Origin of the sequence: Serratia marcescens subsp. marcescens ATCC 13880, assembly GCF_017299535.1 — a bacterium.
GTDB lineage: Bacteria > Pseudomonadota > Gammaproteobacteria > Enterobacterales > Enterobacteriaceae > Serratia > Serratia marcescens.
Genome location: NZ_CP071238.1, coordinates 4,823,027 through 4,843,818, shown reverse-complemented (window position 1 = coordinate 4,843,818; position 20,792 = coordinate 4,823,027). Strand labels below are relative to the sequence as shown.

Here is a 20,792-nt window from a genome sequence, read left to right as displayed (position 1 = left end):
AACGGCCTCCGCGGAGGCCGTTTTTTTTACCCTTGCAGCAGGGCGATGCTCTGGCGGATTTCCCGTTCGATATCGGCCTCGCTCCAGCCGTCCAGCTGTGAAGAGAAGGGCTCGAAGGCATAGACGCCGGTATAGCCCAGGCGTTCCAGGTTCTGTACCTGGCGGCGGCTTTCCAGCCGGTCGCCCTCGCTCAGCATAATGCGTTCTTCGTCGCTCAACGCGCCTTTATCCCGCCCGTCCTCCACGCCGGACAGATGCACCAGGCCGATCTGCGCCACCTGGATCTGCGCGTCGAAGTCGGCCTGCGTCACATCGCTCAGGTAGTGGTGGAACGTATCGAGCACGATGCGGTACGGCGCGCCCGAATCGCGGATGATCGCTTGGGTCAGCAGCGACGATCGCAACGAGCTGATGCCGAAGCCCAGCGGTTCGACGTATCCCTGCACGCCATAGCGGGCAAACAGCGGCGCCAGCAGACGCAACGCGGCGAGGGTGTCGTCCCGTTTTTGCTGCTCGCTGCGCGTGTCGTCGGCGCTGCAGTGCGGGCACAGCACCAGCGCCCGGCTGTGGATAGCCTGCGCCTGCGCCAGCAACGCTTCGGCGCGCTGCTGCAGCGCCGCCGGGTCATCCACCCGATTGAACATGCCGAGGGCGTTGATCGTGACGATTTCAATGCCGTATTGCTCGGCGAGCGCGTTGAGCTGCGCGTTACTCAGATCGTCGGTCACCTTGCCGCTGGGCATGTCGTTGCGCAGCTCAACTTTGCTGAGCCCGCAGCGTTTCACCAGGCGGAAAAAATTGTCCAGATCGAGATTCGGCGCGATCTTGCGGTTAATGCAGAAGCGGTTCAGCGCAATGGTCATGAGGCATTACTCCAGCGGTCAGGGGTGAGAGATCAGGATTTGCCGTTTTCCAGCGGCAGCGGCTTGCCGTCGGGCAGGGGTTGGCGGTGGCGTTTGGCCAGCACCACCTGTTCCATTTTTTCCAGCGAGACGCCTTTGGTTTCCGGAATATAGCGGCCGATAAACCAGTAGCTGAACAGGCAGCAGGCGGCGAAGATCCACATCGGGAAGGCGCCGTGGAAATGCGAGAACAGGTAAGGGTGGTCGTTGATCATCGGGAACGACTGCGACACCGCGAAGTTGGCGACCCACATGCAGCCGACGGCGATGCTCATCCCCTGCGCGCGCATGCGGTTCGGGAAGATTTCCGATACCAGCACCCAGGCGCCGACGCCCCAGGACAGCGCATAAAACACCATGAAGAACAGCATGCCGAACAGCGCGAAATAGCCGGTGGCCTGCGTGTAGAGCGCGTACGAGGTGAGCAGCAGGCCGGCGATGGCGCCCAGCGTGCCGTAACGCATCAGCGGAATGCGGCCCATGCGATCCATCAGCATGGCGCCGATGACCGAACCGACCAGCTGCAGCACGCCGATCCAGATGGTCTGGAACAGCGCTTCCTGCGCGTTTTCAGTGACGGTTTTCAGCACCACCGGCGCGTAATACATCATCACGTTGACGCCGGTGACCTGCTGCAACATGGCGATCATGCAGCCGACGAACAGAATGAACCGCACCCGCACATCCCCGTAGTTCAGCTTCCGGTGCTGCTGCTGTTGATCCTGCTGCAGCGAGTCTTTGATTTCTTTCAGCAGATTCTGCGCGTGGGCGGCGTTGGATACCTTGGTCAACATCGCCAGCGCCTGATCGTCGCGGCCCATCATCACGTTCCAGCGCGGCGATTCAGGAATGACGAACACCAGGATGCAGAACAGAATGCAGGGGATCACGCCCGAGGCGAACATCCAGCGCCAGCCCATTTCCACCAGCCAGGCTTCGCTGGCGATGCTGGCGATTTTGAAGTTGACGTAGAAAATCACGATCTGGCCGAAGACGATGGCGAATTGCTGCATGCTGAGCGCCCGCCCGCGCATGTCTTTCGGCGACACCTCCGACATGTACATCGGCGACACGGTGGCGGCAATGCCGACCGCCAGCCCGCCGATGATGCGGTAGATGACGAACCAGGTGAAGGTCGGGGCCAAGGCTGCGCCGACGGCGGACACGGTGAACAGCAGCGCCGCCAGCATCAGCGCCTTTTTACGGCCCCAGCGCGCCGCCAGCGGCCCGGCGGCGAAGGCGCCGACCACGCAGCCAATCACCACGTTGGAGACTGCCCAGCCGGTTTCGGCCGGGCTGAGATCGAAATAGGCTTTCAACGCTTCGATCGCGCCGGAGATCACGGCGGTATCGTAGCCGAACAGAATGCCGCCCAGGGCGGCGATGCCGCAAATTCGCAATATGTAGCCGGTATTGTGCTTACGCTGATATGACATGTGTTGCTCCGATTTTTATCCTGGCTTCCGTCCGCACGGTTGGGGTGTCGGGAAGGGGGCGAGCGGAAGGGTGTGAACCGTGCCTGTCATCAAGGCGATGTCGTCGATAAATGCTGGAACAAACAGGAACATTTATTTCATAATTAGTGAATAATGGAATATTGATTTTTAGATCCAGTTCAAAAAAAACCGTCACCTCTGTGCCGGGTCTCTTGGGCGAACGAGGGCGTGCGGTAACGGCGACAGGGTAGGCGCAGTGCGGGTTTTCTGTAGCAAAGTCAGTGTGCATTCCCCCAACTTTCGCCGCCGCCGTTGCGCTTTCCCTGGCACGGCAATGCAAGCGCTCGCCCGATCGACACCGCAAAATTGCGACTTCACGCACTAAAAACAAATTTTTCAAAACAATTTATTTGAAACTTTTTTTTCAATGAAATAGAGTTTGCTGCATCCGGTCAGGATTTAGCCGGCTTGCCGACGGAGTTTGGCGAGCGGGACGATTAACGCCGCGCCGCCTGGGTGTGGCCAGGCGACAGCGGACTTGAAAAGAGGGCGTGACATGAAAACCGTGGGTAACTTTATTGACGGGCAGGTGTGCCTGAGCAGCAGCAATCAAACCGTCGACGTGCACAACCCGGCCAGCGGGCAGGTTGAGCGGCGCGTTACGCAGAGCACCGCCGCCGAAGTCAAACAGGCCATCGACGTGGCCCACCGGGCGTTCGCCGACTGGTCGCGCACCACGCCGCTGCGCCGCGCGCGCATCATGTTCAATTTCAAGGCGCTGCTGGAACAGCACCGCGACGAGCTGGCCGAGCTTATCGTCAGCGAGCACGGCAAAGTGTATTCGGATGCGCTGGGCGAACTGACGCGCGGCATGGAAGTGGTCGAATTCGCCTGCGGTATCCCGCATCTGATCAAGGGCGAGTATTCGCCGGACGTCGGCAGCGGCGTCGACAGCTTCTCGCTGATGCAGCCGCTGGGCGTGGTGGCGGGCATTACCCCGTTCAACTTCCCGGCGATGGTGCCGATGTGGATGTTCCCCATCGCGCTGGCCTGCGGCAATACCTTTATCCTCAAGCCGCCGGCGCTGGTGCCTTCGGCCTCGGTGCGCCTGGCGGAGTTGCTGAAAGAAGCCGGCCTGCCGGACGGCGTGTTCAACGTGGTGCACTGCGCCAATGAAGATGCGGCGCAGCTGTGCACCGATCCGCGCATTCAGGCGGTGAGCTTCGTCGGTTCCTCCACCGTGGCGGAACATATCTATACCACCGCCAGCGCGCACGGCAAGCGGGTACAGGCCTTCGGCGCGGCGAAAAACCAGGCGATCGTCATGCCGGACGCCGATCTGGACGCCACGGTCAACGCGTTGATGGGCGGCGCGTTCGGCTCTGCCGGCGAGCGCTGCATGGCGCTGCCGATCGCCGTGGTGGTCGGTGACGATACCGCTGACAAACTGATCGCCAAACTGAAGCCGCTGATCGCGCAGCTCCGCGTCGGGCCGGGCTTGCAGCAGGGTGGCGAAGAGAATGAAATGGGGCCGCTGGTGTCGTCCGCCCATCAGAAAAAGGTGCTGGGCTACATCGATCTGGGCGTGGAAGAAGGCGCCACCCTGGTGGCCGACGGCCGCAATTATCAGGTGCCGGGCTACCCTGAAGGCTACTACGTCGGCGGCACGCTGTTCGACCATGTGAAGCCGAACATGCGCATCTACCGCGAAGAGATCTTCGGGCCGGTGCTGGGCATCGTGCGGGTGCCGGACTATCGCACCGCCATCGACACGGTCAACGGCCACGAGTTTGGCAACGGCAGCGCCATCTTTACCGGCAGCGGCCACTACGCGCGTCAGTTCGTGCAGGAAGTGCAGGCCGGGATGGTCGGCGTCAACGTGCCGGTGCCGGTGCCGATGGCGTTCCACAGCTTCGGCGGCTGGAAGCGCTCGGTGTTCGGCGCGCTGAACGTGCACGGCACCGACGGCGTGCGCTTCTACACGCGCATGAAGACCGCCACCGCGCGCTGGCCGGCCGGGCAGCAGACGGTGTCCGAATTCAGCATGCCGACGCTGGGTTAAGCGATCGCAGAATATGAGCGGGCCGTTGCTCCTTTGGGGCAGCGGCCTTTGCACGGGGAGTTAACAGGAGAATCGAAATGTCTTCACTGCTTGCCAAATGTCAGGCGCCGAACGCCGAGGGGCGCATCCAGCACGTGACGCCGGAAAATGCCGGTTGGGGCTATGTCGGCTTTGACGTTTACCGCCTGGCCGCCGGGCAGTCGCTGCAGTTGGAATGCGGTGGCAGGGAACTGTGTCTGGTGCTGGTGGCCGGTATCGCCTCCGTCGCCACGCTGCGCGCCGAATACCCGCATATCGGCAAACGCATGAGCCCGTTCGAGCGCACGCCGCCTTACGCGGTGTACGTGCCGCACCACGATCGCATCGACGTGCGGGCAGAAACCGATCTGGAGTTGGCGGTGTGCAGCGCGCCCGGCAGCGGCCACCTGCCTTCACGGCTGATCACGCCGGCGGAAATCGGCGTGGAGCGGCGCGGCAAGGGGCGCAACCAGCGGTTGGTGCACAACATTCTGCCGGACAGCGAGCCGGCAGACAGTCTGCTGGTGGTGGAGGTTTACACCGACGAGGGCAACACCAGCTCCTACCCGAGCCACAAGCACGATCAAGAAGACTCGCCGGACGAAACCTATCTCGAAGAGACGTACTATCACCGCATTCAGCCGGAGCAAGGCTTCTGCATGCAGCGCGTCTATACCGACGATCGCACGCTCGACGAATGCATGCCGGTCTACAATCGCGACGTGGTGAAAGTGCCGCGCGGTTATCACCCGGTGGCGACCCTGGCGGGTTACGACAACTATTACCTCAACGTGATGGCCGGGCCGGTGCGGCAGTGGAAATTCACCTGGGAAAAAGACCACGCCTGGATTAACGGCGACGGCTATCCCGCCGCGCAATAAGCGCTTGAGGCCCGGCTTGCCGGGCTTTCTCTTTATCAGGGGATAAATTTGACCTAAATTTGCCCTCTATCTTGCTCAAATGATAACCTGTCCGCACGCGATTGCTCCCTGGCTGAGTGAATCTAACGAACCGCTGTTATGCAGTGAGAATGCCGGTACACAGGAGGAAAAATTATGACAACCACCATGTCTCAAAAAGCGGCGCGCGAAGGATTAGGTTCGCCCGATCTGTTTGAAGGCGGGGTTTACGTCACAAAAAATGGTGTTGCCGAGCTGTTTGTACAAACGGCGGCTGAGAGAGAGGCCGAAATACGGGAACGCAATCTCGAGCGCCAGTCCAACGCGTTGTTGAAACTGACTATGATGGCGAAGCAAGAGATTAAAAATCAGCGCGGTCTGTCGCCCGAAGAAACCTTGCAGCGGCTGCGTGACGCGCGGAAATAGACCCGAGGTGCAGGATGCCCCAGGAAATACGTTTTACCGTCGCGCCGGCGGCGGAATGGAGCCTGAAAGACATCGAGTCTTATAAGAGCGGAACGATAGGGGCCGTCGCAGCCGGGATGTTCGTGGACAATCTGTTGTTATCGTCCCTCGCGGCAATTGCCGACGATCCCGCCCGCTACCGCTTCAACGCCGTGCTGGCGGGCATGGGAGTGCGGTTGCACGAACGATTGGATCCCGACAGCGAATACCGCGTCATCTATGACTACGACGGCCAAACGGTGGAGATTCTGCTTTTCATCAGCATGAAGCAGGATCTGGAAAGCGCGCTCTACCGCTATTTGTTGCTGCAATAATCCCGCCGCGCCCGAGCCAGTCGGGCGCGTTCACATCCGCCTTACTCGTCCCGGGCGTTATTCAGCGCCAGCGAGACCGCCAGCGTCTGCGCCAGGCACATCGAAGCCACCTGCGAACGGAACCCGTCCACCTGCGCTTCGCGCACCACGAAACAGACGTCGCTGAAGGCGGCCAGCGGGCTGACCTGGCTGTCGGTGATGGCGATCTGCTGCGCGCCGCGCTTGGCGCCCAATTCCACCAGTTCCACCGCCTCGCGGGCGTATGGCGAATAGCTGATGGCGATCACCACGTCCTTCGGTTTCACCATGCTCAGCTGTTCGGTGAACATCCCGCCCAGGCCGTCGATCAGAAACGCGCGGCGCTCCAGATGGCGCAGCGCATAGGTGAGGTAGGAAGCGACGCTGAACGAGCGGCGCAGGCCGATAACGTAGATGTTTTCAGCGTTGTTGAGCAGCTCGACGGCGCGATCCAACTGCTCGGGGGCGATCTGCATCGCCAGCTGCTGCAGCGCCTGCGCGTTGACCATAGTGAATACGTTGAGAATCTCCGCCGGCTTCTCCGGCGCGACGTTGTCGTCGGTGGAGGTTTGGCGGAACAGGCGTGCGCGCTCGGTATAGTTCACCGTTTCTTCCATCAGATGCTGACGGAACACCTGCTTCATTTCGTTGAAGCCGCTGAAGCCGAAGGCGTTGGCGAAACGGATCAGGGTGGAAGGCGGCACGCTGGCCTGTGCGGCGATGGAGGCAACGGTATCGAAAGCGATGCTGTTACTGTTATCCAAAATATAGCGCGCCACCTGCTTCAAACGCTTGCTCAGCGTTTCATAACGGTGGCGGATCTCGTCCTGTAACAGCGAAAGTTGAGTTGGGTTGTTCATCCATTCGGCTCGCAGTGGGGTGAAGGCGCATTGGCCTGACGCCTGAAATATTGACAGGGTATTTTAACAGACGGAGCGGAAATTTCATTTCCTCAAAAAGCGATTTATTCGATCGCACATTGCGCGACTTCACAGAAAATGGGCAAAAAAATCCCCTTAAAGCGGCGAAATGGCCTTAAGGGGACGTGAACCTGCTGTGGCTGTCAGTGCGCGCCGCCCGCCTGCGGACGGTACTGGCGCCAGAAACCGATCAGCGTCAGGTATTTTTGTTTCACCTGCTCGATCAGGGCCGCGTCGTCGATTTCCCCCTGCAGCCAGCGGCGCGAAGGTTGGCCGAAAATGGTGCGGCCGACGGCGAAACCTTTGACCCAGCGCGCATCCGCGGCGGCGGCAAAGCCCGCCTTCAGCACCGCCTCCGGGGAGTCGAGCCCCAGGATCAGCACGCCGCGGCAGTCGGGATCGTAGGCGTCGATAAGGGCGCCGACCTGCCGCCAGTTTTCCGCGCTCAGCGGCGGCAGTTTCCACCAGTCCGGCTGAATGCCCAACTGGTAGAAGTGTTCAATCATCTCCAGGTAATAGCGTTCGTCTTTGTCGGCGTTGCTGTCCGGCAGGATCACCTCCAGCAGCAGTTCGTGGCCGGATTTGCAGCAGCCGCGGTAGACGTCGGCGATCAGCTCATCCTGTTCGCGGCGCAGTTCCGCCGCGTCGTGCGGGTGATAGAACACCAGGCACTTCACCACGTGCTCCTGCGGCCAGTCGATCAATTGCGAGCCAATATTGCCGTGCTCCAGGCGCAGCGGGCGCGAGCTGGGCAGCTCCACCGGCCGGCCGATCCACCATCCCTGGCCAGTGATTTCGTTCAGCGCCGCCTGCCCGTAAGTGGTGTCGGCCAGAATGCCGCTGTTGCCGTCGAGGCCGGCCTGCGCGGCAGCCTGTTGCGCCGCGGTGAGCAGCAGGGTCTTCAGGCGCGGAATGTGTTCCTCGCCGACGCCGGCTTCGCGCGCCATGTCCGCCAGCTGCTTGCGGTGATCGAAGGCGAACACGCACAGTTCCGGCCACTGTTGCTTGCGGGTGGTGACCCGGTGCAGGTGGTTCAGGCGTGCGTCGCGGTCCGGGCGCGTGACCTGTTGTTCACGCTGCAGGTAGTCGTCCAGCTCCCGTTTGGTCGGCATCGCCGGCGCGCAGCCGTGGCGCGAAACCACCAATGCGCCGCAGGCGTTGGCGTAGCGGCAGGCCTGCTCCCAGCCTTCATCGTTCAGGTAGCCGCGCAGCAACCCGGACATAAAGGCGTCGCCGGCCCCCAGCACGTTCAGCACCTCCACCCGCACGCCGGCGTGCAGCTTCACCCGTTCCCAGTCGTCGGCGATGTCATCTTCGAACACCGAGCAGCCCTGCGCGCCGCGCTTGCACACCAGCGTGGCCGCCGTGGCCCGGCGCACGTTTTTCAGCGCCGTCAGCGTGTCGGTGCTGCCGCCGGCGATATGAAATTCCTCTTCAGTGCCGACGATCAGATCGAAATGGTGCAGCACCTCCTGCAGTTCACGGGTCACCTGGTCTGATTCCACAAAGCGGGTTTCGCCGTCCCCCAGCGACGTCAGCCCCCACAGTACCGGGCGGTAATCGATGTCGAGCGCGGTGCGCAGGCCGTGGCGGCGCGCATACTCCAGCGCCTTCAGCACCGCGGCGCGGGTGTTCGGGTGCGACAGGTGTGTGCCGGTGATGGCCAGCGCGCGCGCGGAGGCGATGTAGGCCTCGTCGATGTCGTCCGGCGTCAGCGCCATGTCCGCGCAGTTTTCGCGGTAGAAGATCAGCGGGAAGGTTTCCTGATCCTTGATGCCGAGGATCACCAGGCCGGTTAATCGTTGCTTGTCGGTGATCAGACAGCGGGTATCGGCCCCGACGCGCTGCAGCTCTTCACGCAGAAAGCGGCCCATGTGTTCATCGCCGACGCGGGCCAGCATGCCGGATTTCAACCCCTGAATGGCGGTGCCGTAGGCCACGTTGCCGGAAGAGCCGCCGAGGTATTTGGCGAATGTGCCGGCGTCTTCCAGACGCGCGCCGATCTGCTGAGCATAGAAATCGACGGCGATGCGCCCGAGACAAATGACATCAAGCTGTTTTTGTTGTGTAGCCATACCCGTTTCCTTCTGTTTAAGCAAAACTCCGGCGGCGGCCCGAGCGTGGCGCCCTGCAGGAAGCATGGGGACAGTATGGGGAATGAAAATTTCAATTTCAATATGAAATGAAATTTACACCCCAAAAATGTGATGTGTTTAAAACATCGACAGAGGCGTGGGAAAAGGCGGTGAACCGGCTGGAGAAGGGCCGCCGGGGCCGTACATAAAGGGGGGGGTGAGGGCAGGGTAAAAGGCTGTCAGCCCATGTGCCAACGACTTTTAACGGCCGGTGCGCGGCACGAAGCCCATGAAGGCTGAACCACGAGATGAAACGCGCTTTTCATGTAATATGCGATCTTTATCGCAAAATGAAATGTTTCTTCTGTAATGTGATTTTATGAAAAATATATTTGTTTATAATCGCTTCACGTTTCAGGTTGTCGACTTCGTGAGCAGCGCGGGCATCGTCTGCTCAAGATAATAGCTGCCGCCGCGTAACACAAACACGGGATTGTCGGCTCGGCATGAGCGCTTTCCGGGGCGGCCCTCAATCTAAAGGGTGAGTAAATGGGCAAGATCAGGTTAACCATGGCGCAGGCGCTCGTCAGATTTCTCGATAACCAGTATCTGCTGGCCGACGGCGTGGAAACCAAATTCGTCGCGGGCATTTTCGCGATTTTCGGCCACGGCAACGTGCTGGGGCTGGGGCAGGCGCTGGAACAGGATAGCGGCGATCTGCGGGTGCACCAGGGCCGCAACGAGCAGGGGATGGCCCATGCGGCGATCGGCTTCGCCAAACAGAAGCTGCGTCGGCAAATTTACGCCTGCACCTCATCAGTCGGCCCCGGCGCCGCCAATATGATCACCGCCGCCGCCACCGCCACCGCTAACCGCATCCCTTTATTGCTGCTGCCGGGCGACGTTTACGCTTCTCGCCAGCCGGATCCGGTGTTGCAGCAAATCGAACAGTCTTACGATCTCAGCATCAGCACCAACGACGCGTTCCGTGCGGTGAGCAAATACTGGGATCGCATCGTGCGCCCGGAACAGCTGATGAGCGCCTGCATCAATGCGATGCGCGTGTTGACCGATCCGGCGGAAACCGGCGCGGTGACGCTGTGTCTGCCGCAGGACGTGCAGGGTGAAGCCTACGACTATCCCGACTATTTCTTCCAAAAACGCGTGCATCGGCTCGATCGTCGCCCGGCGACCGAGGGCATGTTGGCGGACGCCTTGGCGCTGCTGACGGCCAAACGCAAACCGCTGCTGGTGTGCGGCGGCGGCGTGAAATACTCGCAGGCCGGGCGGGCGCTGCGCGAATTCGCCGAGCGCTTCGGCATTCCGTTCGCCGAGACCCAGGCCGGCAAAGGCGCGGTGCCGAGCGACCATGAATTCAACCTCGGCGGCATCGGCGAAACCGGCTGCCTGGCGGCCAACACGCTGGCCCGACAGGCGGATTTGGTGATCGGCGTCGGCACCCGCTACACCGATTTCACCACCTCGTCCAAATGGCTGTTCCAACATCCGAGCGTCGGCTTCCTCAACGTCAACGTCAGCGCCTTCGACGCCGGCAAGCTTGACGGCGTGCAGGTGCTGGCGGACGCCCGCGAGGCGCTGAGCGAACTGGGCGCACGGCTGGCGCAGGCCGATTATCGCGCCGGCTGGGGCGACGCCATCGCCGCGGCGCGCAGCGCGCAGCATGAAGAGACCGAGCGGGTTTACGCGGTGGAATACAGCGGCGCAGGCTTTGTGCCGGAGATCGACGATCACCTCGATCGCGAGCGGGTGTTCGCCGAATTTATCGCTCAGACCGACTCGGCGATGACGCAAAGCCGGGTGCTGGGGGTGCTGAACCGCGAACTGCCGCCGGACAGCGTGATCGTCGCCGCCGCCGGCAGCCTGCCGGGCGACCTGCAGCGGGTGTGGCACAACCGCGGCGAGCACGGTTACCACGTGGAATACGGCTACTCCTGCATGGGGTACGAGGTGAACGCCGCATTGGGGGTCAAGCTGGCCGAGCCGCAGCGTGAGGTGTACGCGATGGTGGGTGACGGCGCGTTCATGATGCTGCATTCCGAGCTGGTCACCTCGATTCAGGAAGGCTGCAAGATCAACGTGGTGCTGTTCGACAACATGACCAACGGCTGCATCAACAACCTGCAGATGGAACATGGCATGGACAGTTACACCACCGAATTCCGCTTCCGCAATCCAGAGGGCGGCAAGCTCGACGGCAAACTGGTGCCGGTCGATTTCGCCATGCTGGCGGCGGCTTACGGCTGCAAAACCTATCGCGTCACCACCGAGCAGCAGCTGCTCGATGCGCTGGCCGACGCCCGCAGGCAGACCGTGTCCACGCTGCTCGACATCAAGGTGCTGCCGAAGACCATGGTGCACAAATATCTCAGCTGGTGGCGCGTGGGCGGCGCTCAGGTGGCCGACAGCGAGAAAATCGTCGAAGTGGCGCGCAAGCTGCAGGAAAACATCGATAAGGCGCGCGATTACTGATTCGTTTTCGAACACAACACACTTTCCAGAGGGTAGCGAAAATGACATTGAACATTGGGGTTATCGGCACCGGCGCCATCGGCCGCGATCATATCCGCCGCTGCAGCAAAGTTTTGCAGGGCGCCCGCGTCGTGGCGGTGAACGACATCAATCGCGACAACGCCGCCAAGGTGGTGAGCGATCTGCAGCTGGATGCGCGGGTGTATGACAACGGCCACGATCTGATCAAGGCCGCCGACGTGCAGGCGGTGCTGGTCACCTCCTGGGGGCCGAGTCATGAAGAGTTCGTGCTGGCGGCCATCGCCGCCGGCAAACCGGTATTCTGCGAGAAGCCGCTGGCGGTGACCGCGCAGGGCTGCAGAAACATCGTCGACGCCGAAGCGAAGCACGGCAAGCGGCTGGTGCAGGTCGGCTTTATGCGCCCCTATGACCAGGGGTATCGCGCGTTGAAACAGGTGCTGACCAGCGGCCAGATCGGCGAGCCGCTGATGCTGCACTGCGCGCACCGCAATCCGACGGTCGGCGAGGCCTACACCACCGATATGGCGATCACCGACACCCTGATCCACGAAATCGACGTGCTGCGCTGGCTGCTCGACGACGACTATGTGTCGGTGCAGGTGGTGTTCCCGCGCAAGAGCCCGAAGGCGTTCCCGCACCTGAAAGATCCGCAAATTGTGCTGTTTGAAACCGCCAAAGGGACGCGCATCGACGTCGAAATCTTCGTCAACTGCCAGTACGGCTACGACATTCAGTGTGAAGTGGTGGGGGAAACCGGCATCGCCAAACTGCCGGAGCCGTCCTCGGTGCAGATGCGCAGCGGCGCCCGCCTGTCGACCGAAATCCTGACCGACTGGAAGGATCGCTTTATCGACGCCTATGACGTCGAGCTGCAGGGGTTCATCAACGACGTGGCCGCGGGCAAATTGACCGGGCCTTCCGCCTGGGACGGCTACGCCGCCGCCGTGACCGCCGACGCCTGCGTGGCCGCCCAGCTCAGCGGCGAGATCGTGCCGCTGACCCTGCCGGCGCGCCCGGCGTTTTACGGCAAATAACCGCTCGCAGCGCGTACCCATGATTGTAGAGGAGTGACCATGAAGATCGCTTTTGATGTCGACGTTATCCGGGATTTGGGCGTCACCAAAATGGTTCAGCAGGTGGCGGACTGGGGCTACAAATACATCGAGCAGTCGCCGCACCCGCAGATCAACCCGTTTTACAAACATCCGAAGGCCAGCCGCGAAATCATGGCGGAGTATAAAAACGCCCTGAAAGCGACCGGCGTGGAGATCTCCTCATTTATCGTGGTGTATCGCTGGTCCGGGCCGGGGGAAGATCGCCGCCAGGCGGCGGTCAAAAACTGGCGGCGGATGATCGAAATCGCGGTGGAAATGGGCGTGCAGGTGATCAACACCGAACTGGCCGGCAACCCCAACGAACCGGAGATCTGCGAGGAGCTGTGGTATCGCTCGATGGAGGAGTTGCTGCCGATCGTTGAGCGCGAGGGTATTCGTATGGAGATCCAGTCGCACCCGTGGGACTTCTGCGAGCTGAGCAACGAAACCGCCGATCTGGTGAAGTCGCTGCGCAGCGACCACGTCAAATACCTCTACAGCGTGCCGCACACCTTCTACTACGACAAGGGACAGGGTGACGTAGCCGGCATGCTGCAGTACGCCGGGGACGATCTTTCCCACGTGCTGATCGCCGACACCATGAATCACACCAAGCATTGCCGTTATATCGTCAACCCGCCAGGCGTTGACGCCGCGGTGCACCAGCACGTCGGCATCGGCGAAGGCGAAGTGAATTTCGACGCCCTGTTCCAGACGCTGCGCGACATGGAATTCGCCAACCGCAGCTTCAAGGTCGGCGGCGAATCGATCATCTGCACCTCGCTGTTCGGCTACCCGGAAAAGATGCCGAGCCAGGCGGTGGCGACCAGAGAACGCATCGAAAGAGAGCTGTTGGGCAAATAATCTGATTCGGCTCGCCGGCGGCGTTTGTACCGGCGGCCCTGCAAGGACCGAGGCAAACCATGAATAAAGACAACGTGAAATTGGCCATTGCGCCGATCGGCTGGACCAACGATGACATGCCCGATTTGGGCAAGGAAAACACCTTCCAGCAGTGCGTCAGTGAAATGGCGCTGGCCGGTTTCACCGGCAGCGAAGTGGGCAGCAAATACCCGCGCGATCCGGCGGTGCTGAAACCGATGCTGGATATTCGCGGCATCCAGATCTGCAACGCCTGGTTCAGCACCTTTTTCGCCGACGGCCAGAAAGACAAAACCATTGATGAATTTATCAACCACATGAATTTCCTGCATGCCATGGGCGCCAGGGTGATCGGCTGTTCCGAGCAGAGCAAGAGCATTCAGGGCACCACCAAAGGCGTGTTCGAAGAGAAGCCGTATTTCAGCGATGAAGAGTGGCGGCGGGTGGCCGACGGTTACAACGAGTTGGCGAAGATCGCCGCCGATAAAGGCATGCAGGTGTGCCTGCACCACCACATGGGCACCGGCATTCAGACCACGGCCGAAATCGATCGCTACATGAGCATGGTCAACGACGACGTTTATCTGCTGTTCGATACCGGCCACGCCTACTATTCGGAAGGCAGCCAACAGGCGATGATGGCGATCCTGGAGAAGTATCTGCCGCGCATCAACCATGTCCACCTGAAGGACGTGCGCGATGAGGTGGTGGCGGAAGTGAAGGCCAACAAGCTGAGTTTCCTCGATGGCGTGAAGAAGGGCACCTTCACCGTGCCGGGTGATGGCGTGATCGATTTCAGACCGGTGTTCAAGCTGCTGGACGAGCGCGGTTACAAAGGGTGGATGGTGGTGGAGGCCGAGCAGGATCCGGCGCTGGCCAACCCGTTCGAGTATGCGGTGAAGGCGCGCCGTTATATTCGGGAAACCGCCGGCATTTAGGCTGCGAGGGGCAATAGAGATCGAGGGGCGCCGCCGGCGCCCCTTTTTTTGATGGCGGCGCGTTAGCCGCCGAGCGTTTGCCAGGTTGTGACCTGGCTGCCCGGCCACGGCGTGGCGGCGTATACGCCACGGGCGATCGCTCGAGCGAGGGTGTCCGCCGCCAGCGCGCCGATCTGCAGCACCGCCAGTTCACGGCTGCCCTGCACCTCGCGCTGCCCGGTGGACAGGGCGAACACCACGTCGCCGTCAAACGGGCTGTGCAGCGGGCGGATGGCGCGCGCCATGCCGTCTTGCGCCATGATGGCCACCCGTTTCAACTCCACCCGCGTCAGCGCCAGGTCGGTGGCGATGCAGGCCAGGGTGGTGTTCTTTCTGCCGCCCTGCGGCTCTTGCACCATCCCGTCTTCGCCCTGCGCACGCAGCTGCGCCAGAGCCGCCGCGCCGCCGTTGCCGAATTCACCATCAATTTCATAGGGCGTCGCCCAGAAGGCGCGGGTGCCGGGCGCTACCACCGCACCCAGGCTGTTGACCGCCACCAGTGCGCCGACGGTAGCGCCATTGGCGGCAACGATCGATGCCGAACCAAGCCCGCCTTTCAGCTTGCCCATGCCGGTCATGGCGCCGTAGCCGGCGCCGACGGTGCCCAGCGGAAAGTCCAGGCCGGCCTTGCCGACCGCGTCGATGCCTAGCTGGCGATACGGCGACGTGAGCTGCCAGTTTTTATCGCCGCCGTTGGCCAGGTCGTACAGGCAGGCGGTGGGCACGATAGGTGAGACCGGCACGCCGGGAGCCGGCCGCAGCGCATAGCCTCTGCCTTGTAGCCCGAGCCAGGCCGCGACGCCGTCCGCCGCCGCCAGGCCGTATACCGAACCGCCGCTGAACGTCAGCGCATCGATGGTCTGTACCAAATTGTCCTCACCCAGCGCGTCGGTTTCCCGGGTGGCGGGGCCGCCGCCGCGCACGTCCACGGCGGCAATCGCCGGGCCGTCCGGCAGGATCACCGTCGCGCCGGTGCGCACCCGGCTGTCCTGCGCCACGCCGACCTTCAGGCCGGGTACATCGGTAATCAGGTTGCGGGCGCCAGGGCGCCCGGCGGCGGAAGTTGGCATAGCGGCACCTAATGGGGTGAAGGGGGGGAACATGCCGGCGGCGGTCAGGCCGGCCAGCGCGTGTAAAAAGGTTCGGCGGTTGATATTCAGGGGCCGGCGCAGCGGCCCCTGCGGGGGGATGATATCACGCATCGCCGCGCGGCTGCCCGGAGCGAAAACGCGCCATATGGTAGGCATCGACCAGCACGCCGTCGCGCATGGCGAAAGCGCGGCTGGTGCCTTCAATCTCAAAACCGAACTTGCGATACAGCGCGATGGCCGCCGGGTTGTCGGTAAACACCGTCAGTTCGATGCGCTCGATGGCCGCCCAGTTGTCGCACAGGTCGATCATCGCCTGCATCAGGCGGCTGCCGACGCCTTTACCGTGGTAGCGCGGATCGACGCCGATGCCGAAGGTGGCCACGTGGCGGCGGCGCACGCGCTGATTCAGCATCACGGCTAACTGACCGACAAGCTGTCCGTCAACGAAGGCCGCCAGGTTATGCGTGCCCGGTTCGGGATTGGCGAGGCGTTTATGCCACAGGTCGACTGTCGGTAGCGGTAGGTGCAGCGTATCGCGGTAGACGGGCGTCTGAGAATAAAGATGATGCAGGGCCTGCGCATCCGATGTTTCCACGTGGCGTATCGCGATCTCGCTCATCTCGCTGCTCCTTTTGCTTACCGGTTGAATAACCTCTGAATTTATCCGTTTACTGTCTTGAGTCAATATTATTTCAACGGGTCAAAAAAAACGCTTTACAGGTGCGAATGATAATGATTATTATTGCGATGCGTTCCGGGGAGGGCATCAACCCTTGATACTCTCGCTGCGAAGGCACGACATTGCTCACATTGCTTCCAGTGTTTACTTAGCCAGCTCGGGTGCTGGCTTTTTTTTGCCCTTTTTTCAGCCGTTTCCGCCTTCAACAAATCCGCTGCCCATCAGCTGTTTCATTCCATCGAAATTTTTGAACAGAGGCATGAGTTTTTTACGCTTTCTTATTCTGCTGGCAGGACTAGACTGTAAAAAAACATTGAGGAGAGTTGAATATGATTTATGTACGTAAAGCGGAAGACCGCGGCCACGCCAATCATGGCTGGCTGGATAGCTGGCACACCTTCTCATTTGCCGATTACTACGATCCGAACTTTATGGGATTCTCGGCGCTGCGGGTGATCAACGAAGATGTGATCGATGCAGGGCAGGGTTTCGGTACTCACCCGCATAAAGACATGGAAATCCTGACCTACGTGCTGAGCGGCACGGTGGAACATCAGGACAGCATGGGCAACAAGGAGCAGATCCAGGCCGGTGAATTCCAGATCATGAGTGCGGGCACCGGGGTGCGTCACTCCGAGTACAATGCCAATCAGGATCGCCCGTTGCACCTGTACCAGATTTGGATCATTCCGGATCAGGTCGGGCTGGAGCCGCGCTACGAGCAGCGCATGTTTGATGCGCCGCAGGGCCGTCAGCTGGTGCTGTCGCCGGATGCGCGCGACGGTTCGCTGAAGGTGTTCCAGGATATGACGCTGTCGCGTTGGGCGCTGAATAAAGGCGAGCAGGGGGAATGCCCGATCGCCGCCGGCCGTCGCGTTTGGATCCAGGTGGTGCGCGGCAAGGTCTCGGTCAACGGCCAGACCGCCGGCATCAGCGACGCGTTCGCGGTGTGGGATGAATCGGCGCTGACGATCCAGGCCGACGAAGAGAGCGAAATCCTGCTGTTCGATCTGCCGCCAGTGTGATTAAGCGGTAAATATCAAGGGCTCACGGTGTGAGCCCTTTTTGCGTTGGCCGTCGCATAACCGACAATATCGGCCCGCCGTTTTTTTTGCTAAAATGACTGCCCATTCATGGTTAGTCAGTTCATTGATAATGAAGAAAAAACGGCCGGTACTCCAGGATGTGGCGGACAAGGTGGGCGTGACCAAGATGACGGTGAGCCGTTATCTGCGCAATCCCGACCAGGTTTCCGTCGCCCTGCAGCAAAAAATCGCCGTCGCGCTGGATGAGCTGGGCTACATCCCCAACCGCGCGCCGGACATCCTCTCCAACGCCACCAGCCGGGCGATTGGCGTGCTGTTGCCGTCGCTGACCAACCAGGTGTTCGCCGAAGTGCTGCGCGGCATCGAAAGCGTCACCGACGCGCACAACTACCAGACCATGCTGGCGCACTATGGTTATCTGCCGGAGCGTGAAGAAGAGCGTCTGACTTCGCTGCTTTCTTACAATATCGACGGCCTGATCCTGTCCGAGCGCCACCATACGCCGCGCACCCTGAAGATGATCGAGGTGGCGGGCATTCCGGTGGTGGAACTGATGGACTGCGTCTCGCCGTGCATCGATCTGGCGGTGGGCTTCAACAACTTCGAGGCGGCGCGCCAGATGACCCAACAGATCATCGCGCACGGCCACCGTCACGTAGTCTATTTCGGCGCTCGCCAGGATGAGCGTACTATTATCAAGCAGCAGGGGTATGAGCAGGCGATGCGCGAATCCGGCCTGGAGCCGTACAGCATCATGACCGCGCGTTCTTCCTCTTATTCCGCCGGCGGGGAGCTGTTGCGCCAGGCGCAGCGTGACTATCCGCAGATCGACAGTATCTTCTGCACCAACGATGACCTGGCGATCGGCGCGGCCTTTGAATGCCAGCGGCAGGGGCTGTCGATCCCGCAGGAGATGGCGATCGCTGGCTTCCACGGCCATGACATCGGCCAGGTGATGGTGCCGAAGCTGGCCAGCGTGCTGACGCCGCGTGAACGCATGGGGCAGATCGGCGCCGAGCGCCTGCTGGCCCGGCTGCGCGGTGAAACGGTGTGCCCGCGCATGGTGGACGTCGGTTTCACCGTGATCCCCGGCGGCAGTATCTGAGCCATTTTAACGTTCTGTTTTAACACCCTTTCTTTTTGCAGCGCGCCCTGAGGCGCGCTGGTTATCCCGCCTGTAAGCCCGCAGCTCGTTGCCGACATAAGTTTGATCTCTGTCCCAGAACGCGAATTTTAGCCGATTACCCGGTTCCGGTGCTTATTCTGTTACCGGTATCATGATACCGGTAACAACGAGTGCGCGGTCATCTTGCTGCAAGACTGAACCTCTGACTCAACAACACCTACAGCTCTTCTTAAACACCGGGAAAGAGCCTAAAAATAAAACAACCGCACGCTTTACGCCTATCGTAAAGAGAGTCGCGATAAAAGGTTGGAGAAAAACTATGCCATTAGTGATTGTTGCAGGCGGCGTAGCGCTGCTGCTGCTGCTGATGATCCGCTTCAAGCTGAACGGCTTTATCTCTCTGGTTCTGGTTGCCCTGGCGGTCGGGATTGCACAGGGTATGCCGGTCGATAAGGTCATCGGCTCCATCAAGGCCGGCGTGGGCGGCACGCTGGGCAGCCTGGCGCTGATCATGGGCTTCGGCGCCATGCTCGGCAAGCTGCTGGCGGACTGCGGCGGCGCACAGCGCATCGCCACCACGCTGATCGACAAGTTCGGCAGAAAACACATTCAATGGGCGGTGGTGCTGACCGGCTTCACCGTCGGCTTCGCGCTGTTCTACGAAGTGGGCTTCGTGCTGTTGCTGCCGCTGGTGTTCACCATCGCCGCCTCCGCGCGCATTCCGCTGCTGTACGTCGGCGTGCCGATGGCCGCCGCGTTGTCGGTGACTCACGGCTTCCTGCCGCCGCACCCAGGCCCGACCGCCATCGCCACCATCTTCCATGCCGACATGGGTAAAACCCTGCTGTACGGCACGCTGCTGGCGATCCCGACGGTGATCCTGGCCGGCCCGGTCTATGCCCGCTTCCTGAAAGGCATTGACAAGCCGGTGCCGGAAGGCCTGTACAACCCGAAAACCTTTACCGACACGGAGATGCCGAGCTTTGGCGTCAGCGTTGCCACGTCGCTGGTGCCGGTGATCCTGATGGCGCTGCGCGCGGTCGCTGAAATGGTGCTGCCGAAGGGCCACAGCCTGCTGCGCTTCGCCGAGTTCTTCGGCGACCCGGTGATGGCGACCCTGATCGCCGTGCTGATCGCCATCTTCACCTTCGGCCTGAACCGCGGCCGCACCATGGATGAAGTGATGGGCACCATCACCGATTCGATTAAAATCATCGCCATGATGCTGTTGATCATCGGCGGCGGCGGCGCCTTCAAGCAGGTGCTGGTGGACAGCGGCGTCGAGCAGTACATCGCCGGCCTGATGGAAGGCAGCAACGTTTCGCCGATCCTGATGGCCTGGTCAATCGCCGCCGCGCTGCGTCTGGCGCTGGGTTCCGCCACCGTGGCGGCGATCACCGCCGGCGGCATCGTCGCGCCGCTGATCGCCACCACCGGCGTCAGCCCCGAGCTGATGGTGATTGCGGTCGGTTCCGGCAGCGTCATCTTCTCGCACGTCAACGATCCGGGCTTCTGGCTGTTCAAGGAGTACTTCAACCTGAGCATCATGGAAACCATCAAATCCTGGTCGGTGTTGGAAACCATTATCTCGGTGTGTGGCCTGGTGGGCTGTCTGCTGCTGGCGACGGTCGTATAATCTTTATCCGGCGCCCTGCGGGGCGTCGGCGTTCCAGAGTATCTTTATCAGTTGGGACGCATTTGGCGCGCTCGCGCCAGTTCCCATAAGGGCATGACACAATGAGTAATCCGCAGAATCACGTATTTGTTTTGATGGGCGTTTCCGGCAGCGGCAAATCCGCCGTGGCCAGCGCCGTCGCCCACGAGGCCAACGCCGCCATGCTGGATGGTGACTACCTGCACCCGCGCGCCAACATCATCAAAATGTCCTCCGGGCATGCGTTGGACGACAACGATCGCGCTCCGTGGCTGGCGGCCCTGAACGACGCCATCTTCGCCATGCAGCGCACCAACGACGTGTCGCTGCTGGTGTGCTCGGCGCTGAAGAAAAGCTATCGCGATCGCCTGCGCGACGGCAATCTCAACCTGCATTTCCTGTATCTGAAAGGCGACCAGTCGGTGATCGAGGAGCGTCTGAAGCAACGCAAGGGCCACTTCTTCAAGCCGCAGATGTTGATTTCCCAGTTCGCCACGCTGGAAGAGCCGGGCGAGCAGGAACCGGATGTGCAAGCGATCGACATCAACCAGCCGTTGGACGGCGTGGTCGCCGATACGCTCGCCCATATTCGCCGCGTTACCGCCCGCTGAGCGCGGACCGTT

At 61.3% G+C, this 20,792-nt stretch carries 18 protein-coding genes; 12 read left to right on the top strand and 6 right to left on the bottom strand.

What is annotated here, in order from left to right:
• Positions 1 to 26: 26 nt before the first annotated feature.
• Positions 27 to 863, bottom strand: coding sequence for a TIM barrel protein (locus tag J0F90_RS23170; RefSeq protein WP_033639187.1), 837 nt, complete (start codon positions 861 to 863; stop codon positions 27 to 29).
• 32 nt (positions 864 to 895) lie between these two features.
• Positions 896 to 2,338 (bottom strand): sugar porter family MFS transporter, encoded by a 1,443-nt coding sequence (locus tag J0F90_RS23165; RefSeq protein ID WP_016930409.1) that lies wholly within the window; start codon positions 2,336 to 2,338, stop codon positions 896 to 898.
• 556 nt (positions 2,339 to 2,894) lie between these two features.
• Between J0F90_RS23165 and J0F90_RS23160 the strand changes: the two genes are divergently transcribed.
• From J0F90_RS23160 to J0F90_RS23145, 4 genes are all read left to right on the top strand, one after another.
• Entirely contained in the window at positions 2,895 to 4,400 is a 1,506-nt protein-coding gene (locus tag J0F90_RS23160; RefSeq protein WP_015379335.1) for a CoA-acylating methylmalonate-semialdehyde dehydrogenase, read from the top strand.
• A 77-nt stretch (positions 4,401 to 4,477) separates the two neighbouring features.
• Positions 4,478 to 5,299 (top strand): 5-deoxy-glucuronate isomerase, encoded by an 822-nt coding sequence (gene iolB, locus J0F90_RS23155; RefSeq protein WP_033639188.1) that lies wholly within the window; start codon positions 4,478 to 4,480, stop codon positions 5,297 to 5,299.
• A gap of 174 nt (positions 5,300 to 5,473) precedes the next feature.
• The gene (locus J0F90_RS23150) at positions 5,474 to 5,743 is read left to right on the top strand and encodes a hypothetical protein (RefSeq protein ID WP_004930864.1); all 270 of its coding nucleotides are present in this window, start codon (positions 5,474 to 5,476) and stop codon (positions 5,741 to 5,743) included.
• 14 nt (positions 5,744 to 5,757) lie between these two features.
• Positions 5,758 to 6,096 carry a type II toxin-antitoxin system RelE/ParE family toxin gene (locus J0F90_RS23145; RefSeq protein ID WP_004930859.1) on the top strand — a complete coding sequence of 113 codons (339 nt, stop codon included), beginning with the start codon at positions 5,758 to 5,760 and terminating at the stop codon, positions 6,094 to 6,096.
• 41 nt (positions 6,097 to 6,137) lie between these two features.
• Here the strand turns inward: J0F90_RS23145 and J0F90_RS23140 are convergent, their stop codons facing one another.
• Positions 6,138 to 6,974, bottom strand: coding sequence for a MurR/RpiR family transcriptional regulator (locus tag J0F90_RS23140; RefSeq protein WP_004930856.1), 837 nt, complete (start codon positions 6,972 to 6,974; stop codon positions 6,138 to 6,140).
• A gap of 203 nt (positions 6,975 to 7,177) precedes the next feature.
• Entirely contained in the window at positions 7,178 to 9,109 is a 1,932-nt protein-coding gene (locus tag J0F90_RS23135) for a bifunctional 5-dehydro-2-deoxygluconokinase/5-dehydro-2-deoxyphosphogluconate aldolase (protein ID WP_033639189.1), read from the bottom strand.
• 549 nt (positions 9,110 to 9,658) lie between these two features.
• On the opposite strand from J0F90_RS23135, the gene iolD reads away from it, so the two are divergent.
• The 4 genes from iolD to iolE are packed head-to-tail and all read left to right on the top strand — an operon-like array spanning position 9,659 to position 14,534.
• Complete coding sequence (iolD, locus tag J0F90_RS23130) at positions 9,659 to 11,599, top strand: 3D-(3,5/4)-trihydroxycyclohexane-1,2-dione acylhydrolase (decyclizing) (protein WP_033639191.1); 1,941 nt, start codon at positions 9,659 to 9,661, stop codon at positions 11,597 to 11,599.
• A 41-nt stretch (positions 11,600 to 11,640) separates the two neighbouring features.
• A complete protein-coding gene (iolG, locus tag J0F90_RS23125; protein ID WP_033639192.1) occupies positions 11,641 to 12,654 on the top strand; it encodes a bifunctional inositol 2-dehydrogenase/D-chiro-inositol 1-dehydrogenase in 1,014 nt (337 codons plus the stop codon).
• Between the two features lie 39 nt (positions 12,655 to 12,693).
• Positions 12,694 to 13,578: a sugar phosphate isomerase/epimerase family protein gene (locus J0F90_RS23120; RefSeq protein ID WP_004930845.1), complete on the top strand. Its 885-nt coding sequence runs from the start codon at positions 12,694 to 12,696 to the stop codon at positions 13,576 to 13,578.
• Between the two features lie 59 nt (positions 13,579 to 13,637).
• Positions 13,638 to 14,534, top strand: a complete 897-nt coding sequence (gene iolE, locus J0F90_RS23115) for a myo-inosose-2 dehydratase (RefSeq protein ID WP_016930404.1) — start codon at positions 13,638 to 13,640, stop codon at positions 14,532 to 14,534.
• A 62-nt stretch (positions 14,535 to 14,596) separates the two neighbouring features.
• Here iolE and J0F90_RS23110 read toward each other — a convergent pair whose 3' ends face one another.
• Positions 14,597 to 15,775 carry a P1 family peptidase gene (locus J0F90_RS23110; protein WP_033639193.1) on the bottom strand — a complete coding sequence of 393 codons (1,179 nt, stop codon included), beginning with the start codon at positions 15,773 to 15,775 and terminating at the stop codon, positions 14,597 to 14,599.
• Positions 15,768 to 16,283, bottom strand: coding sequence for a GNAT family N-acetyltransferase (locus tag J0F90_RS23105; RefSeq protein WP_033639194.1), 516 nt, complete (start codon positions 16,281 to 16,283; stop codon positions 15,768 to 15,770). The genes J0F90_RS23110 and J0F90_RS23105 overlap by 8 nt, the downstream gene beginning before the upstream one ends.
• Before the next feature lie 389 nt (positions 16,284 to 16,672).
• Here J0F90_RS23105 and J0F90_RS23100 point away from each other — a divergent pair, with 389 nt between their 5' ends.
• The 4 genes from J0F90_RS23100 (at position 16,673) to gntK (ending at position 20,780) form a co-directional block, all read left to right on the top strand.
• The gene (locus J0F90_RS23100) at positions 16,673 to 17,368 is read left to right on the top strand and encodes a pirin family protein (RefSeq protein WP_004930835.1); all 696 of its coding nucleotides are present in this window, start codon (positions 16,673 to 16,675) and stop codon (positions 17,366 to 17,368) included.
• Between the two features lie 130 nt (positions 17,369 to 17,498).
• Positions 17,499 to 18,494, top strand: a complete 996-nt coding sequence (gene gntR, locus J0F90_RS23095; RefSeq protein ID WP_033639195.1) for a gluconate operon transcriptional repressor GntR — start codon at positions 17,499 to 17,501, stop codon at positions 18,492 to 18,494.
• A 340-nt stretch (positions 18,495 to 18,834) separates the two neighbouring features.
• Positions 18,835 to 20,151 carry a gluconate transporter gene (gene gntT, locus J0F90_RS23090; RefSeq protein ID WP_033639196.1) on the top strand — a complete coding sequence of 439 codons (1,317 nt, stop codon included), beginning with the start codon at positions 18,835 to 18,837 and terminating at the stop codon, positions 20,149 to 20,151.
• 101 nt (positions 20,152 to 20,252) lie between these two features.
• Complete coding sequence (gntK, locus tag J0F90_RS23085) at positions 20,253 to 20,780, top strand: gluconokinase (RefSeq protein ID WP_033639197.1); 528 nt, start codon at positions 20,253 to 20,255, stop codon at positions 20,778 to 20,780.
• Positions 20,781 to 20,792 lie beyond the last annotated feature (12 nt).